The organism is Nocardioides mangrovicus (assembly GCF_003674065.1).
Lineage (GTDB): Bacteria > Actinomycetota > Actinomycetes > Propionibacteriales > Nocardioidaceae > Marmoricola > Marmoricola mangrovicus.
The window spans coordinates 412,923-429,321 of sequence record NZ_RDBE01000007.1 but is presented as its reverse complement, the minus strand read 5'-3'; the positions used below and the strand labels follow the sequence as shown (position 1 = coordinate 429,321).

The window sequence follows — 16,399 nt, the reverse complement described above, 5'->3', positions numbered from 1 at the left end:
TCACACGTTGCCCGAGACCTTCCTCACCAAACCTGGTCAGGAGACGCGGACGAGCAGCTTCCCGAAGTTCTGACCGCGCAGCATGCCGGCGAACGCGGCCGGCGCCGCCGCCAGCCCGTCGACGACGTCCTCGCGGTAGCGCACCCGCCCCGTTGCGACCCACTCCCCCATCTCGCGCAGGAAGTCGCGGTAGTGCTCGGCGACGAACTCGTTCTGGATGAACCCCCGGACGGTCAGGCTCTGGGTGAGCACCTGGCGCATCAACCCGGGCATCCGGTCCGGTCCCTCGGGCGAGGCAGTGGCGTTGTAGCCGGCCACCAGCCCGCACACCGGGATGCGGGCGTAGGTGTTGAGGTGACGCCGCACGACGTCCCAGACCGCGCCGCCGACGTTCTCGAAGTAGACGTCGACGCCGCCGGGCACCGCCTCGGCGAACCGCTCGGCGAAGTCGGGCGCCCGGTGGTCCAGCGCGGCGTCGAACCCGAACTCCTGGACCAGCGCGCCCTGCTTCGCCGGCCCGCCGGCGATCCCGACCGCGCGAGCGCCCCGCAGCTGCGCGATCTGGCCGACGGCCGAGCCCACGGGTCCGGTCGCGGCGGCCACGACGACCGTCTCCCCCGGCTGCGGGCGACCGATCTGCAGCAGCCCGGCGTACGCGGTGAAACCGGGCATGCCGAGCACGCCCAGCGCAGTCTGCGGCGGCGCGTCGCCGGTCAGCTTGCGCAGCTGACCGGCAGGCGCCACCACGGCGCTCTGCCAACCCGAGTAGGAGAGCACCAGGTCGCCCGTGGCGAAGCTCTCGGACCGGGACTCGACCACCTCGGCCACGGTGCCGCCGACCATCACGTCGCCGATCTCCACCGGAGCCGCGTAGGACTTCGCCGTGGACAGGCGCCCGCGCATGTACGGGTCGAGGGAGAGCCAGCGCACCGCGAGCAGCACCTCGCCCTCGGCGGGCTCGGGGACGTCGACGGTGACAGTCTCGAAGGTGTCGGCGTCGGGCTCGCCGTCGGGTCGTCGGGCCAGCCGGATCTGGGTGCTCTGCATGAGGTGGATGTTTCCAGCCCAGGCCTCGGGGAGCGCACCCGCGTTGGAACACCGCTGCCGCCTGGGGTGTTCGACGTAGCGTGAGCCACATGTTCAAGAGCAAGCACGAGGGCCCCGGCGACGCGCCAGCCGGCACCTACCAGGTCGAGAAGTCCGAGGAGCAGTGGCGCGAGGAGCTCTCCCCGGCCGAGTACCAGGTGCTGCGCCAGGCGGGCACCGAGCGGGCGTTCGTCGGCGAGTACACCGACACCGAGACGGTCGGCGTCTACCGCTGCAAGGCCTGCGACGCCGAGCTGTTCCGCTCCGAGACGAAGTTCCACTCCGGCTGCGGCTGGCCGAGCTTCTACGCCCCGCTGGCCGAGGACCGGGTGCAGTACATCGAGGACAACACGCTGGGCATGAAGCGCGTCGAGGTGCGCTGCTCCAACTGCGGTTCGCACCTGGGCCACGTCTTCGACGACGGCTACGGCACGCCCACCGGGCAGCGCTACTGCATCAACTCGATCGCGATGACGCTGGAGCCCGCTCAAGCGTGAGGATCTGAGCCACCGCGTCGGCGACGTCGGCGGCCTGCAGGTCGGCCTGCGCGCCGGAGGTGAACTCCAGCCGGTGGTCCTGGCAGGGCAGCTGCACGGAGCGGACGCCGGCGCGGTGGGCGCCGAGGATGTCGGCGTCGACGTTGTCGCCGACCATCCACGCTCCCTCCAACGTCGCACCTGCCCGCGCGGCGGCGGTGGCGAAGATCAGCGGGTCGGGCTTGCGGACGCCCACCTCCTCGGAGATGCACACCGCGTCGACCATTTCGTACAGACCGCTGCCGCGCAGCTTCATCTCCTGGCGCCGGACGAAGCCGTTGGTGACCACCGCGAGCGTCCAGCCGGCGGCGCGCGCCTGCTCGAGCGCCTGCCGGGTCTCGTCGGTGAGCCGATACCCGCGAGCGACGTCGTCCTGGGCGTCGGTGAAATCGTCGAAGCTGCCAGGGAACCCGGCGGCGACGAGGTCGTCGTAGACCTCGTGGCGATCGCGCAGTCCGCCGCCCTCGAGCTCGACGAGCCCGTCGAGGTCCACGCGGAGCGAGTGGCGCTCGATCAGCCGCTCGCCCCAGGCGCGCAGCACCGGCTCGCGGACGACGAGGGTGTCGTCCAGGTCCAGCATCAGCAGGCTCATGGCAGGAGGGCCACGAGCTCCCCGGCCGAGAGCCGGCGGCCGGTGTAGAACGGGAGCTCCTCGCGCACGTGGCGGCGGGCGTCGGAGCCGCGCAGGTGGCGCATCAGGTCGACGATGCGGTGCAGCTCGTCGGCCTCGAAGGCCAGCAGCCACTCGTAGTCGCCCAGCGCGAAGGAGGCCACGGTGTTGGCGCGGACGTCGGCGAAGTCGCGCGCCATCATGCCGTGCTCGGCCAGCATCCGGCGCCGCTCGCCGTCCTCGAGGAGGTACCACTCGTAGGAGCGCACGAACGGGTAGACGCACACGTACGCACGTGCTTCCTCGTCGGCCAGGAACGCCGGCACGTGGCTCTTGTTGAACTCCGCCGGGCGGTGGAGCGCGAGCTGCGACCAGACCGGGTCCAACCGCCGGCCGAAGGCCGTGCGGCGCAGCGCGTTGTAGGCGTCCTGCAGCTCATCGGACGTCGCGGCGTGCCACCAGACCATCACGTCGGCGTCGGCGCGCAGCCCGGAGACGTCGTAGAGGCCGCGCACCACCACGTCGGCCTCGGCCAGCCCGGCCAGGAACTTCTCCAGCTCGGAGGTCTCCGCGGTCCGGTCGCCGTCGCCGATCACGTCGCGCAGCCGGAACACCGACCACATCGTGTAGCGGATGCTGGCGTTGATCTCGTTGGCCTTCTTCGTCACGACCCGATTCTCCCATCCAGTGAACTGACGACTCGCTCGGCCGCAGCCAAGGCGGTGCCGATCGCGGCCGGCACCCCCACCCCGTCGTACGCCGCACCGCAGACCGCCAGCCCGGGCACGCGCTCCACGTCGGCGCGGATCCGTGCCACCCGCTCGACGTGACCGACCGCGTACTGCGGCAGACCGCCGCCCCAGCGCTGCACGTGGGAGTCGACCGGGACGACCGGGCCCCCGAGTGCGTCGGACAGATCGGCCGCTGCCAGCGCCACGACCTCGTCGTCATCGCGCTGAAGCACCTGCTCCTCGCGGTGGCGGCCGATCGAGCAGCGCAGCACGGTGAGGTCGTGCTCGCCGACCCAACCCCACTTGGCGAACGAGTAGGTGGCGCCCTTCACCGTGCGCCCCTCCACCGGTGGCACCAGGAACCCCGAGCCGGTGGTCGCCGGCAGGTCACGCACCGCCAGGGTGACCACCGCCATGGAGGCGTACTCGATCTCGGCCAGCTCCGCGGCGGCCGTGGCGGCGACGTCGGCCAGCAGCCGAGCGGTGGGCCGCGCCGGGGTGGCCAGCACGACGGCGTCGGCCTCGACGCGGCGCTCGGCGCGGGTGGGACCCACGACCAGCTCGAAGCCCGTCGGCGTGCGGTGCAGCTCGCGCACCACGGCATCGGTCTCGACCGACAGGTCGGCCGCGACCGCCAGCGGCAGCCGGCCCACTCCCCCGCGGATGCCCGCGAAGACCGGGCCCCCCGCACCGCTGGGCGTCATCGCGGCGGCGGCCGCCTCGGTCAGGGTCCGGGTGCCGTCGAGGTGCCTCACCAGCTGCGGCACGGCCGCGCGCGTGGAGATCTGGTGGGCGTGCCCGGCGTAGACGCCGCCCAGCATCGGCTCGACCAGCCGCTGCACGACGTCCTCACCCAGGTGCGCGGCCACCAGGTCGCCGACGCTGACGTCCGCGTCGAGCACGACCGGGCGGCCGTCGTCGTCGCCGTCCGTCGGGATGCCCATCAGGGTGCGAGGCAACGATGAGAGCTCCCCGCGCGACCACAGCGACGCGCTGATCGTCGCCGGCTCCACCAGGTCGTCGCTCAGGCCGACCGCACGGGCGAGGTCGACCGCCTCGGGCCGACGCTGCAGCAGGGCCTCGGCGCCGGTGTCGACCACCAGCCCGCCGACCTCGGCCAGCGCCAGCTTGCCGCCTAGCCGAGGCGAGCCCTCCAGCAGCACCACCTCGGCGTCGGGAGCCAGCGTCGTGACCCGATGGGCGGCGGCGACGCCGGCGATGCCGCCTCCGACCACCACGATGCGTGCCACCCCGTCAGTCTCTCGCGGCGCGGGAACCGGACCCAGCCCGGCGACGTCCCAGCCGCATGAGACGCGTCACGGTGCTGCCCCTCGTCGCCCTGCTCTGCCTGGTCGGCCTGCTGTCCGGCTGCGGGGGCTCGGCCGGGCTAACGCAGAACTCCTCGGCATCGGACGCTGGGGGCACCTCGGCCCGCAGCGAGGTCGCGCCAGGATCGGCGGCAGGATCGGCCTCCGTCCGAACGGACCCGGCCGTCATGCAGCGCCAGGTGGTGAGCACCGGCACCGTGCGAGTGACGGCCCGGCAGCTGGAGCGGCCGCGAGACCAGGTCGACCGCGTGGTGGCGGCGCACCACGGCGTCGTCGCCGACGAGCGGTCCGGCACCGACCGCCACGGCGACCTCTCCCAGCTGCGACTGGTGGTGCGGGTGCCGTCGGCCGAGTTCGGCGCAGCCATGCACGACCTCGCCGCGGTGCCCGGCGTCCGCGACTCCGACCGCACCAGCGACGACGTCACGACCCAGGTCATCGACACCGCACAGCGGGTGAAGGCCCAGCGGGTGGGACTGACCCGGGTCGAGGACCTGCTCGGGCGCGCGGGTGGTCTGAGCGAGGTGCTGGCGCTGGAGAAGGAGATCACCCGCCGGCAGGCCGAGCTGGACTCGCTGCTGCAGCAACAGGCCTACCTGGCCGACCAGACCTCGCTGTCGACGATCACGGTTACCTTGACCCGGACCTCCGCCCCGCCGACGCAGCACGACGCGCGGCCGGCCGGTTTCTGGGCGGGGCTGAGCCACGGCTGGCACGCGCTGGGACTGTTCCTGGCCGGCCTGTTCACCGGGGTCGGGGCCGTGCTCCCCTTCGCGGCGGTGGCCGCGCTGGTGGGTGGGCCGGTGTGGCTGGTGCTGCGGCGCAGGCGTGCGCTGGCGTCCCGCTCTGCCGCCGGCTGACTCACGCCGCCACGGCGCCGGCGCTCGTCCGGAGCGAGTCGACCACGCGTTGCAGGCACTCGATGGCCTCGGGCAGCGGCATCGGCGCGTGCACGTCGATCAGCCGGCGTCGCAGGCCGTCGAGCACGCAGGAGACGGCGTCGACCTCCGCCCGGCTCGCGGCACGCCCGATCAGCTCGCCCAGCGACTCCGCCACCAGTGCACGCTCCTCCGCACGGACCTCCAGCACGATCTCCTCGCTGCGGGGACGCTGGCGCGCCAGGTCGAGGAAGACGCTGATGTGAGCGAGGTCGACGACGGACACGTGTGGCTCGATGCAGTACTCGTCGTCACAAGGCCTGGCGATGTCCGGCAGCATCCCCACCAGTCCGGCCAGACCGAGCTGCGGATCGAGCCGGGCGATCCGCCACTGGCGCGTCGTGACCTGCACCTACCGGGCCAGCATCCGAATGAGGATGGCGTCGAACATCTGATCCACCGAGCCCCACCGCCGCACCAGTGTCGCCGGACTCACGCCACGCTGTCGGGCGATCGAGCGCAGGCTCAGCGCCTCGCGGCCCAGCTGCACGACCTCGATCGCCACGTTGGCCTCGACATTTCTCAGGACTGGCGGTGGGACCCTGGTGGAAGGGGACTACTCATGGCGCACGTGCTCACCCTCGCCGGGGCCACCGACAGTTCGGGTCCGGCGCCCTCTCTCCTCCGCGACGTCAACACGCGTTGACGACGCAGCAGCGACCACCCACGCCGCCACGCCGCACCCCGACCAACCCGACCACCGACGTCAACACCCGTTGACGACGCAGCAGCGACCACCCTCAGCCGGCGGTCGGCTCGTAGTCGTGGACGAAGTCGACCAGCCGGGCGAGCTGGTCGGGGTCGGTGTCGGGCAGCACGCCGTGACCGAGGTTGAACACGTGCCCCGGGGCGGCGCGGCCGGCGTCGAGGATGCCGGCGGCCTGCTCGAGCATCACCTCGGTCGGCGCGAAGACCAGCGTCGGGTCCAGGTTGCCCTGCACCGCGCGGCCGTCCGGAGCGTCCTGCTGGCTGCGCCGGATCCCCTCGGCCAGCGGCACGCGCCAGTCGACGCCGACGACGTCGGCCCCCGCGGCGCCCATCAGCCCCAGCAGCTCGCCGGTGCCGACGCCGAAATGGATCCGCGGCACCGAGGCGACGCGCTCCAGCACCGAGGCCGAGTACGGCATCACGTGCGTGGCGTAGGAGGCCGGGTCGAGGGCACCGGCCCAGGAGTCGAAGAGCTGGACCGCGCTCGCGCCGGCGGCGATCTGGACCTGGAGGTAGGCCGCGGCGATGTCGGAGATCCGCGTGAGCAGCGCGTCCCAGACCTCCGGCGCGCCGTACATCATCGCCTTGGTGCGGGCGTGGTCGCGCGAGGGGCCGCCCTCCACCAGGTACGACGCCACCGTGAACGGCGCGCCCGCGAAGCCGATGAGCGGGGTGCCGTCGAGCTCGCCGACCAGGGTGCGGACCGACTCGGTCACGAACGTCACGTGCTCGGGGGTCAGCAGCGGGATCCGCTCGACGTCGGCCAGCGTGCGCACGGGGTCGGCCACCACCGGACCGACGCCGGGCTTGATGTCCAGGTCCACGCCGACCGCCTTGAGCGGCAGCACGATGTCGGAGAAGAAGATGGCGGCATCGACCCCGTAGCGGCGCACCGGCTGCAGCGTGATCTCGACGACCAGGTCGGGCCGCATGCACGACTCGAGCATCGTCGTGCCCTCGCGGATCGCGCGGTACTCCGGCAGCGACCGGCCCGCCTGCCGCATGAACCACACCGGTGTGTGAGGCACCGGCTCGCGGCGCACCGCCCGCAGGAACGCCGAGTCGTGGAGCGAGGTCACAGGGTCAATCGTCGCAGGTCAGGGCGGCGCGTCGAGCAGGGGACGCCGTGACGGCGTGCTTACCCTGATGGCATGCCCGCACGTCAGGAGCCCAGCATGGACGAGCCGGGGACCCCTTCGGAGTTCCGCGACGCCGTCCAGCAGATGCAGCTGGCTCCGCTGCGTCCGGAGATCCTGGCCGAGGAGATGCCGGCGCCCCAGCGCATCGCGCCCTACTCCTTCGCGCTGGCCGCCGACGTGACCGTCGACGGCGAGGACATCGGCGGCGGCCGGCTCGTGCTGCTGCACGACCCCGACGGCAACGACGCCTGGGACGGCACCTTCCGCTGCGTGGCCTACGTCCGCGCCGAGCTCGACCCCGAGCTGGCCGCCGACCCGATGCTGGCCGAGGTCGGCTGGAGCTGGCTCACCGAGGCGCTGGAGGCCCACGGCGCCGAGTTCGGAGCGCCCAGCGGCACCGTCACCTGCGTCGCCTCGGAGAGCTTCGGCGGCCTGGCCGACGAGGGTGCGAGCGCCCAGATCGAGATCCGGGCGTCGTGGACGCCGCTGGGCGAGGTCGGGCAGACGCTCGCCGCCCACGTCGAGGCGTGGGGCGAGGTGCTGTGCACCGCCGCCGGCCTGCCCCCGGTGCCCGAGGGCGTCTCGACGCTGCCGAGCCGCCGCGGCCAGCGTGGCTCGACCACCCGGCGCGGCCAGGGCTGACCGGAGCCCATGACTTCCCAGTCCGACCAGCCCGCTCCGGACCAGCCCGCTCCCGACTCCCCCGCCTCCCCAGAGGACACCGAACCCGAGCTCGAGCTGCTCACGCTGCGCGACGGCCTGCCCGAGGTCGTCGAGACCGACGCCGCCCTGGCTGCCGCCGTCGCCGACCTGGCCGGCGGGCACGGCCCGGTCGCCCTCGACGCCGAGCGGGCCAGCGGCTACAAGTACTCCGCTCGCGCCTACCTGGTGCAGCTGCGACGCGCGGGCGCCACCACGTGGCTGATCGACCCCATCGCGTTCGAGGACCTCACGCCGCTGCGGGCTGTGCTGGCCGAGAACGAGTGGGTGCTGCACGCCGCCAACCAGGACCTGCCGTGCCTGCGCGAGGTGGGCCTGGAGCCGCCGGTGCTGTTCGACACCGAGCTGGCCGCCCGGCTGCTGGGCTACCCCCGGGTCGGCCTGGCCGCCCTGGTGGAGGCGATCTGCGAGAAGCGGGTGCGCAAGGAGCACTCGGCCGCCGACTGGTCGCAGCGGCCGCTGCCCGAGGCATGGCTGGACTACGCCGCGCTCGACGTCGAGGTGCTGCTCGAGATCCGCGACCGACTGGCCGCGGAGCTGGTCGAGGCGGGCAAGGACGAGTGGGCCCGCCAGGAGTTCGAGCACGTCATGCGCCAGCGCCCGTCGCCTCGGGTCGACCCGTGGCGACGGACCTCGGGAATGCACAAGGTCCGCGGGAAGCGCCCCGTGGCCGCGGTCCGCGAGCTGTGGCTGGCTCGGGACGAGATCGCCCGTCTCCGCGACGTCACCCCGGGCCGGATCATCCCCGACTCCGCCATCGTGGTGGCCGCGAGCACCCTGGTCGCCGACCGGCCCGTCGAACGCCGCGCCCTGCTCGGCACCCGCGGCTTCCACGGTCGCGGCGCGGGTCGCTACGCCGATGTGTGGGTCGCCGCGATGGAGGCGGCGCGCACGATGCCCGAGGCCGACCTGCCGCCGGTCGCGCTGCGCTCCGACGGTCCGCCACCGCCGCGCGCCTGGGCCGACCGCGACCCCGAGGCGGCCGCCCGGCTCACCACCGCCCGCGCCGCGCTCGCCGCGATCTCCGAGGAGCGCTCGGTGCCGGTGGAGAACATGATGACGCCCGACCTGGTGCGGCGCGTGCTGTGGCAGCCGCCGCCCTCGCGCGAACCCGTCGAGCTCACCGCCCAGCTCGCACAACGTCTCGCCGAGGCCGACGCCCGGCCCTGGCAGATCGAGCTGGTGGGGCCGGTGCTGGCCGAGGCGATCATCGATCCGGTCACCCCCGACGCAGGAACCCCCGAGCCGACTACGGAGAGCTAGCGCCCGCGCTCGGGCTGCCCGACGGCGCCCCGGAGGACGACGTGCTGGCGGACGGGCTGGCGGACGGGCTGGCGGACGGGCTGGCAGACGGGCTGGCCGTGATGCTGGCCCAGGTGATCTTCGAGGTGTCGTCGATCAGCTGCAACCGGTCGTCGAGCGGGTCGATGGCCGGGTCGTAGAACAGCGCGGAGAGCTGTTGGTCGGCCTCCTGCTCGACCTGCTGCCACGCCTCGCCGCTGGGAAGCGTCCGGGCGAAGCGCACCTGGGTGTTGAAGATCTGGGCCGAGCTGGGGTCCTCGTCGGCCTGCAAGAACGCATCGGAGTGGATGGCCACGGTGCTCGACGGCGTCACGTAGCCGGTGCGGGCCAGGGTCTCCATCGACTTGTCGCCGACGACGTAGGCGATGAACTGCGCGGCCGTGGTCCGGTGCGGCGCCTGGGAGCGCACGCACAGCCCGGACACGTCGACCGTGGTCGCCGACCGGCTCACGCGCGGGATCGGCATCACGTCGAAGCGCAGTCCCTCCTGCGTGCGCAGCTCGGGGGTGAGGCTGCGGTAGCCCAGGATCATCGCCAGCTTGCCGGCCTTGAACCGCGAGATCGCGTCACGCCGCTGGATCTGCGCGGCGGTGTTGGTGAGCGAGGGGTCGCGGACCAGCTCGAGCAGCCGCTGCAGCGCCTTCTCCGACGACCCGTCGGTGAGGGTGAGCGTCGTCGGCTTGTCGGTGTCGTCGACCAGCGAGCCGTTGCCGGAGAACACGAACGGCGCGATCTGCTCCAGCGTCGGCGCCACGTAGACGCCCTTCACGGTGCCCTTCGAGGCCTGCTGCGCGGCGGTCACGAAGTCGTCGAACCGCCAGCCGTCGTCGGCGCTGGGCACCTTGCGGCCCGGTGGCCGCAGCTGGGAGAGGTGGACCAGGTTGGCGTTGTAGTAGACGACCATCGGGGAGACGTCGACGGGCATGCACTGCAGTGCGTTGTCGTCGCTGAACGCCTCGAGCGCGATGCGCTGGAAGCCGTCGCCGAAGTCGACGTTCTGGTTGGTGAGCATGCCGTCGACCGACTGGTTGGCCTTCTGGTCCATCAGCGTCGGCAGGTCGTCGGAGTCGGCCAGGAAGACGTCGGGCTGGCTCGTGGTGCCCTTCGTCGCGACCACGTCGGCCAGCGCGGTGTCGTGGTCGGTGTAAGGCTTGATCGTGACCGAGACCGACGGGTGCGCGGCGTTGAAGCGCGAGGCGATCGTGGTGTACGCCGAGATCACCGAGGCAGGCCCGTAGACGCCGACGGTCAGACTGATCGGACCGGTGGTGCGGGTGACCGTGGGAGTCGGCGGCGCGTCGCCGTCGGGCGTGCACGCCGCGGTCAGCAGCACCGTCGCTGCGGCCGCCAGCGCGATTCGACCTACGCGCACGAGACCCTCCATCCCCGGACAGCGCGCCCACGATATCGGCCCCCTGTTCACTCCCGTCCCACACCCATCCGACGCGCATGGCCCACCGTCCTACGCTGGCCCGCGATGAGCGAGCGACCCCACCACCGACCCGCGCTGCCCGGGCGGCTGGCCTTCGAGGCGGTCGAGGGCGGCCCCGATCCCGCGCAGCTGCGCGAGGCGGCGGAGCAGTCGGCCGTCGCGCTGGTCCGGGGCACCACGGAAGCCGCCACCGACGACCTGGTGGCCCGGGTGGTCGCGCTGGCCGAGACCGAGGGCCTCGACGCGCTGGCCGAGCTGTGGTCGGGCTCGCCGGCCGACAGCGTCGCCGGCAGCCTGTGGCGGCTCTACCTGCTGCGGACCTGGGTCCATGCCGACCCGGTGCGCGCGTCGACGGAGTTCGCCGCCGGCCGCACGGCCACGCCGGTGGCCGAGGTGGTGGCCGGGGTCGCCGACCCGCCCGGTCCCGAGGAGGTGCGCCGGCTCGTCGACGACGTCCTGGCCGGCGTGGTGCGCGGTGAGTACGCCGACGTGCTGTTCCGCGCCGCGGCGTTCGCGCGCGTGGCGGCGGCCGGGCGTACGGGTGCCGACCACGCCGGCGACCTCTCCGCGGCGCGGCTGCTCACCCTCTCCCAGCAGCTCGAGCAGGCCGGCCGCCTCGAGCTCGCCGACCGGCTCTGATCTACCTCCGCAGGCCTTGCCCGGTGTGTACCGTGGTGCCTGCGCCGGGCCGTGGCAGCCCCGGGTCCCAACTGATTGCCGCTACGAGCGGCCACGCGCCGTGAGGCGCTCCCGGCCCGGCGCATCATCGTCTTGCAAGCTCGCTCCGCGAGCTTGCAAGGCGATGATGCGCAGGAGCCGAGACGTCGCTACCTCGCAGTCGTGCTGCTCGCGCGAAGCGCGCACGTCAGGAGTGCGAAGTCGCGACGTCTCGGCGAGCCAGCAGCGAACCGCAAGAAAACGGCGCAACGTGCGGTCGGAGCGGGTCTGCCTGAAACCCGACGCCTCACCGCCCCAGACGCGCGACAACCCGACGCCTCGGCGGGCCACTAGGCTCTCCGGCGTGGGCATCAGCTATGAGCCCGAACCGGACGGCGACGCCGATCCCGGTGAGGTCGTCTGGGCGTGGGTGCCCTTCGAGGACGATCCGTCCCAGGGCAAGGACCGCCCCGTCCTGGTGCTGGCCCGCGACGACGGCCGGTTGCTGACGCTGCCGCTGACCAGCAAGGACCACGACCGCGACGCCGCGCAGGAGGCCGCTGCCGGGCGGCACTGGATGGACGTCGGCACCGGCGACTGGGACGTCCGGCACCGGCCCAGCGAGGTCCGCCTCGACCGGCTGGTGGTGCTCACCGACGCCGACGTGCGCCGCGAGGGCGCCGCGCTGCCGCGGGCGGTCTTCACCGACGTGGTCGCCGCCGCGAAGGCCTTCCACACGATCTAGAGGACCAGCTAGGGCTGCCCGAAGACCTCCGCAGCGGCGCGGTGGAAGCCGTCGGGCAGACCGCTGCTGGCGAAGGTCTCGGCGATCTCCTGCATCTCCGCGACCCACCGCCAGCCCTTGGTGGTCGCGCTGCGCTCGGCCGCGGCGAGACGCTCCGGCAGGCCGGGCAGCGACTGCTCCCACTCCGCGCGCAGCGGCTCGGCCACCTCGAGGGCGTCGGCCAGCCGGGCGACGTCGAGCAGCAGGGCGGCGCTGCCCTTGGTCCATGCGGCGTAGCAGGCCTTCATCGCCGAGGCCGTCCCGACGTCGGGACCGAGCACGCGGGTCTGGACGGTGGTGGCCTCGAAGAGGGCGGCGACCGCGTCGGCCCGCTCGCCGGAGAGGTAGAGCCGTGGACCGGAGTCCGCGGTCGGCGGACCGCCGACGATGCCGCCGTCGACCAGGTGGGCCACCCGGAGCGAGCGCACGGTGGCGGGGGCGACGGCGTTGGCGTCGACGTAGACGACGTCCAGGCTCGCGAACTGCGAGGCCACCTGGCGCGCCGCAGCGGGCGGGCAGATCGAGAGGAGCACCTCGGTCGAGTCCGGGAGGCGCTCGACGGCCTCGAGCCCGGCGGCGTCGGCCCGGGCGCGGCTGGCCTCGCTGCGCCCGGCGGGTAGCCAGCGCACCCGGTGCCCGGCCCCGACCAGCTGGGCGCCGACGGCCGCGCCCATCTCGCCGGCCGTCACCAGCGCGATCTCACTCATCGAGGGCCTTCCTGATCCGGGCGTCGCTCACCGGGTGCGCCGTGCCCAGGCGCTGCGCCCACAGGCTCACCCGGTACTCCTCCAGCATCCACCGCACCCGGCGCAGCGTGCGCCCGGGTGGTCGCCCCGGCGCGAGCGCGTCGAGGCGGTACTGCCAGGCCTGCTGCAACGGCGTCACCTGGTCCATGAGCCGCCGGTCGGCGGTGGGATCGGCCGGCAGCCGCGCCGCGCGCTCGCCCATCGCGCCGAGGTAGCGCGGGTAGCCCAGCAGCGCCTCGGTGCCGGCCTCGGCCACGAACCCGTCGTGCACCAGCCGCTGCAGCTGCGCGCCCAGGTCGCTCATCGCGGGCAGGAGCGGCAGCTCGACCCGCCCGGCCAGCGCCCGGTCGGTCTCCCGCCAGCGCGCCAGCACGTCGACTACCCGCAGCAGCAGCTCGCGCGACCGCGGCTCCACCTCGGCGACGGCCACCCGGCGCAACGCCTCGAAGTCGCCGGCGGTGCGTACCGGGTCGCGCCCGTCGACCAGGCCGCCCAGCACCGCGAGCACCACGTCGTCGACCAGCGCCGCCACCGAGGCGTACGGCGAGCCGGCCAGGCCCAGCTTGGTGGCGTTGTCGAGGCCGTCCGTCAGCCGAGGTGCGGGAACTCCCAGCGTGAGCAGCCGGCGGACCCCGAGCCGGTGGCGCGCCTCCTGCTCCTCGGCCGACGCCACCACCCGCAGCCCCACCGAGTCGCCCTCGTCGACCAGGCAGGGGTAGGCCAGCACCTCGTGCCCGGCCCGCTGCTCGCGGAACGACTCGGCCACCTCGCCGAAGTCCCAGGTGGTCGAGCCGGTGCGGGTCAGCGACGACGCCACCTCGGCCACCGCCTGCTCGAAGGCCGGCCGCAAGGGGCGGCGCAGCACGTCGAGGTCGCGGCCGACCGCCACCTCCGCACCGTCCTCGCCCATCACGCGAAACCTGGTCAGCAGGTGGGCCGGCACCTTGGACCAGTCCCAGGCGTCCTCGGGCACGTGCACGCCGGTGCGGGCGCGCAGGTGGCGGGCGAGCGCGACGGTGAGCGGCTCCTCCCCCGGCGGCACCTCGGCCAGGAAGGCGCGGGCGACGTCGGGGGCCGGTACGAAGCTGGTGCGCAGCTGCTTGGGCAGCGAGCGCAGCAGCGCCACCACCAGCTCCTCGCGCAGCCCCGGCACCTGCCAGGTGAAGGCGGCGGGGTCCACCTGGTTGAGGGTGGCCACCGGCACCTCGACCGTGACGCCGTCGTCGTCGGCGCCGGGCTGGAAGGCGTAGCTGACCGGCAGCGAGAGCGGCCCCTCGCGCCAGGTGTCGGGGTACTCCTCGACGCTGACCGCGTCGTCCTCGCGCACCAGCATCGCGGGGTCGAAGCTCAGCAGGTCGGGGTGGTCGCGACGCGCGGCCTTCCACCAGGTGTCGAAGTGCGCCCCGCTGACGACGTCAGCGCCGACGCGGGCGTCGTAGAAGTCGAACAGGGTGTGCTCGTCGACGACGATGCCGCGGCGCCGCGCCCGGTGCTCGAGCTCCTCGGCCTCGCGCAGCGCGGCCGCGTTCTCGGTGAGGAACCGGTGCCGGCTGTGCCACTCGCCCTGCACCAGCGCGTGGCGGATGAACAGCTCGCGCGCCAGCGCCGGGTCCTGCCGGGCGAATCCGACCAGCCGGTCGGCCACCAGCGGCACGCCGTAGAGCGTCACCCGCTCGTGGGCCATCACCTGGGCGCGCTTCTTCGACCAGTGCGGCTCGGAGTAGGTCCGCCGCACCAGGTGCTCGCCGAGCCGCTCGGCCCAGGCCGGGTCGATCGCCGCGACCTGGCGCGCCCACAGCCGGGAGGTTTCCACCAGCTCACCGGCCATCACGACGTCCGGCTGCCTGCGCGCCAGCCCCGAGCCGGGGAAGATCGCGAAGCGGGTGTTGCGCGCGCCGAGGTACTCCTGCATCGGCCGCCGCTGGGGCTGCGGCTGGCCCGGCCGAGGCGTGGCCCGCTCCTCCTTCGAGCCGATCTGGGAGAGCAGGCCCGACAGCAGCGCCTGGTGCACACGGTCGGCGTCGACCTGCTCGGCGGGACGCCCCGGCTTCAGCCCGACCTCCTTGGCCACCTGCCGCAGCTGCCCCTCCAGCTCCTGCCACTCGCGCAGGCGCAGGTAGTTCAGGTGCTCGTCACGACACATCCGACGAAACGAGCTCGAGCCGCGCTCTCGCTGCTGCTCGCGCACGTAGCGCCACAGGTTGAGCCAGGCCATGAAGTCCGAGCGGTCGTCGCGGAACCGCGCGTGCAGCTGGTCGGCGCGCGCCCGATGCTCCACCGGACGCTCGCGCGGGTCCTGCACCGAGAGCGCCGCCGCCACGACCAGCACCTCGCGCAGGCAGCCGAGCCGATCGGCCTCGAGCACCATGCGGCCCAGCCGCGGGTCGACCGGCAACCGCGCCAGCCGCTGCCCGAGCCGGGTGAGACCGCCCTTCGCGCGCAACGCACCGAGCTCCTCGAGCAGCTGGATGCCGGCGCGGACCTGCCGGTTGTCGGGCGGGTCGAGGAACGGGAACCGAGCGACGTCGCCGAGCCCCAGCGAGGTCATCTGCAGCACCACGCTGGCCAGGTTGGTCCGCAGGATCTCGGGGTCGGTGAACTCCGGACGCGCCTCGTAGTCCTCCTCGCTGTACAGCCGGATGGCCACACCCGGCGCCACGCGGCCGCAGCGGCCGGCGCGCTGGTTGGCCGAGGCCCGGCTGACCGGCTCCACCGGCAGCCGCTGCACCTTCGTCCGCGCGGAGTAGCGCGAGATCCGCGCCAGTCCGGTGTCGACGACGTACCGGATGCCGGGCACGGTCAGCGAGGTCTCGGCGACGTTGGTGGCCAGCACCACCCTGCGTCCGGTGTGCGCGGCGAACACCTGGTGCTGCTCGGCGGCCGAGAGCCGCGAGTACAGCGGCAGCACCTCCAGGTCCAGCGGTGCCAGCGCGTCGGCGGTGTCGCGGATCTCCCGCTCGCCGGGCAGGAACACCAGCACGTCGCCCGTCCCCTCGGCACGCAGCTCCTTGACGGCGTCGACGACCGCCTCGGTCTGGTCGCGCACGACGGGCTCGCCGTCGTCATCGTCGTAGGACTCCTCCAGCAGCGGGCGGTAGCGCACCTCCACCGGGTAGCTGCGACCGGAGACCTCCACGACCGGGCAGCCGCCGAAGTGCTCGCTGAACCGTGCGGTGTCGATCGTGGCCGAGGTGATGATGACCTTCAGGTCCGGCCGCCGCGGCAGCAACCGCTTGAGGTAGCCGAGGATGAAGTCGACGTTGAGGCTCCGCTCGTGCGCCTCGTCGACGATGATCGTGTCGTAGCGGCGCAGCTCCTTGTCGCGCTGCAGCTCGGCCAGCAAGATGCCGTCGGTCATCAGCTTGACCCGGCCGGCCTTCGACGTCCGGTCGGCGAACCGCACCTGGTAGCCCACGACGTCGCCGAGCTCGGTGCCCAGCTCCGCGGCCACCCGCTCGGCCACGCTGCGCGCCGCGATCCGCCGCGGCTGGGTGTGCCCAATCAGCGCACCGCCCTCACCACGACCGAGCTCCAGGCAGATCTTCGGCAGCTGCGTGGTCTTGCCCGACCCCGTCTCGCCCGCCACCACCACGACCTGGTGGTCGCGGATCGCGGCCGCGATGTCGTCGCGCCGCTGGGAGACAGGGAGGTCGGGCGGGTAGGTGATCTGCACAGCCCGACC

Annotated in this window: 16 protein-coding genes; 6 read left to right on the top strand and 10 right to left on the bottom strand. The window is 73.4% G+C overall.

The features are described from left to right. Positions 1-36: 36 nt before the first annotated feature. Complete coding sequence (locus D9V37_RS11590; protein ID WP_121806293.1) at positions 37-1,047, bottom strand: NADP-dependent oxidoreductase; 1,011 nt, start codon at positions 1,045-1,047, stop codon at positions 37-39. An 89-nt stretch (positions 1,048-1,136) separates the two neighbouring features. Between D9V37_RS11590 and msrB the strand changes: the two genes are divergently transcribed. After that, positions 1,137-1,583 (top strand): peptide-methionine (R)-S-oxide reductase MsrB, encoded by a 447-nt coding sequence (gene msrB, locus D9V37_RS11585; protein ID WP_121806292.1) that lies wholly within the window; start codon positions 1,137-1,139, stop codon positions 1,581-1,583. Here the strand turns inward: msrB and D9V37_RS11580 are convergent. The 3 genes from D9V37_RS11580 to hemG are packed head-to-tail and all read right to left on the bottom strand — an operon-like array spanning position 1,543 to position 4,213. After that, the gene (locus D9V37_RS11580) at positions 1,543-2,214 is read right to left on the bottom strand and encodes an HAD family hydrolase (RefSeq protein WP_121806291.1); all 672 of its coding nucleotides are present in this window, start codon (positions 2,212-2,214) and stop codon (positions 1,543-1,545) included. The genes msrB and D9V37_RS11580 overlap by 41 nt on opposite strands. Beyond that, complete coding sequence (gene hemQ, locus D9V37_RS11575) at positions 2,211-2,900, bottom strand: hydrogen peroxide-dependent heme synthase (protein WP_332835749.1); 690 nt, start codon at positions 2,898-2,900, stop codon at positions 2,211-2,213. Before hemQ ends, D9V37_RS11580 begins: the two co-directional genes overlap by 4 nt. After that, positions 2,897-4,213 (bottom strand): protoporphyrinogen oxidase, encoded by a 1,317-nt coding sequence (gene hemG, locus D9V37_RS11570; RefSeq protein ID WP_198412504.1) that lies wholly within the window; start codon positions 4,211-4,213, stop codon positions 2,897-2,899. The genes hemQ and hemG overlap by 4 nt, the downstream gene beginning before the upstream one ends. Positions 4,214-4,269: 56 nt before the next feature. Between hemG and D9V37_RS11565 the strand changes: the two genes are divergently transcribed. Continuing rightward, on the top strand, positions 4,270-5,151 hold the full coding sequence (locus D9V37_RS11565; RefSeq protein WP_121806290.1) for a DUF4349 domain-containing protein: 882 nt from the start codon (positions 4,270-4,272) through the stop codon (positions 5,149-5,151). A 1-nt stretch (position 5,152) separates the two neighbouring features. On the opposite strand, the gene D9V37_RS11560 is transcribed toward D9V37_RS11565, so the two are convergent. The 3 genes from D9V37_RS11560 to hemE all read right to left on the bottom strand — a co-directional run bounded on the left by D9V37_RS11560 (position 5,153) and on the right by hemE (position 7,016). Continuing rightward, a complete protein-coding gene (locus D9V37_RS11560; RefSeq protein WP_121806289.1) occupies positions 5,153-5,581 on the bottom strand; it encodes a hypothetical protein in 429 nt (142 codons plus the stop codon). Further along, a complete protein-coding gene (locus D9V37_RS11555; protein WP_158604452.1) occupies positions 5,582-5,734 on the bottom strand; it encodes a TetR family transcriptional regulator in 153 nt (50 codons plus the stop codon). A 235-nt stretch (positions 5,735-5,969) separates the two neighbouring features. Beyond that, positions 5,970-7,016 (bottom strand): uroporphyrinogen decarboxylase, encoded by a 1,047-nt coding sequence (hemE, locus tag D9V37_RS11550; protein WP_198412503.1) that lies wholly within the window; start codon positions 7,014-7,016, stop codon positions 5,970-5,972. Positions 7,017-7,088: 72 nt separating this feature from the next. Between hemE and D9V37_RS11545 the strand changes: the two genes are divergently transcribed. Both D9V37_RS11545 and D9V37_RS11540 read left to right on the top strand, forming a co-directional pair. After that, complete coding sequence (locus D9V37_RS11545; RefSeq protein ID WP_121806286.1) at positions 7,089-7,718, top strand: DUF3000 domain-containing protein; 630 nt, start codon at positions 7,089-7,091, stop codon at positions 7,716-7,718. 9 nt (positions 7,719-7,727) lie between these two features. Continuing rightward, a complete protein-coding gene (locus tag D9V37_RS11540) occupies positions 7,728-9,059 on the top strand; it encodes an HRDC domain-containing protein (RefSeq protein WP_121806285.1) in 1,332 nt (443 codons plus the stop codon). Here D9V37_RS11540 and D9V37_RS11535 read toward each other — a convergent pair. Next, the gene (locus D9V37_RS11535) at positions 9,046-10,470 is read right to left on the bottom strand and encodes an extracellular solute-binding protein (RefSeq protein ID WP_158604451.1); all 1,425 of its coding nucleotides are present in this window, start codon (positions 10,468-10,470) and stop codon (positions 9,046-9,048) included. The genes D9V37_RS11540 and D9V37_RS11535 overlap by 14 nt on opposite strands. A 105-nt stretch (positions 10,471-10,575) precedes the next feature. On the opposite strand from D9V37_RS11535, the gene D9V37_RS11530 reads away from it, so the two are divergent. Both D9V37_RS11530 and D9V37_RS20685 read left to right on the top strand, forming a co-directional pair. Beyond that, positions 10,576-11,169 (top strand): hypothetical protein, encoded by a 594-nt coding sequence (locus D9V37_RS11530; protein WP_121806283.1) that lies wholly within the window; start codon positions 10,576-10,578, stop codon positions 11,167-11,169. A gap of 382 nt (positions 11,170-11,551) precedes the next feature. Continuing rightward, entirely contained in the window at positions 11,552-11,932 is a 381-nt protein-coding gene (locus tag D9V37_RS20685; protein ID WP_232524874.1) for a type II toxin-antitoxin system PemK/MazF family toxin, read from the top strand. Between the two features lie 8 nt (positions 11,933-11,940). Here the strand turns inward: D9V37_RS20685 and D9V37_RS11520 are convergent, their stop codons facing one another. Together D9V37_RS11520 and hrpA are read right to left on the bottom strand one after the other, a co-directional pair. After that, entirely contained in the window at positions 11,941-12,678 is a 738-nt protein-coding gene (locus D9V37_RS11520; RefSeq protein WP_121806281.1) for an NAD(P)-dependent oxidoreductase, read from the bottom strand. Continuing rightward, positions 12,671-16,390 carry an ATP-dependent RNA helicase HrpA gene (gene hrpA, locus D9V37_RS11515; RefSeq protein WP_121806280.1) on the bottom strand — a complete coding sequence of 1,240 codons (3,720 nt, stop codon included), beginning with the start codon at positions 16,388-16,390 and terminating at the stop codon, positions 12,671-12,673. Before hrpA ends, D9V37_RS11520 begins: the two co-directional genes overlap by 8 nt. Between the last annotated feature and the right edge of the window lie 9 nt (positions 16,391-16,399).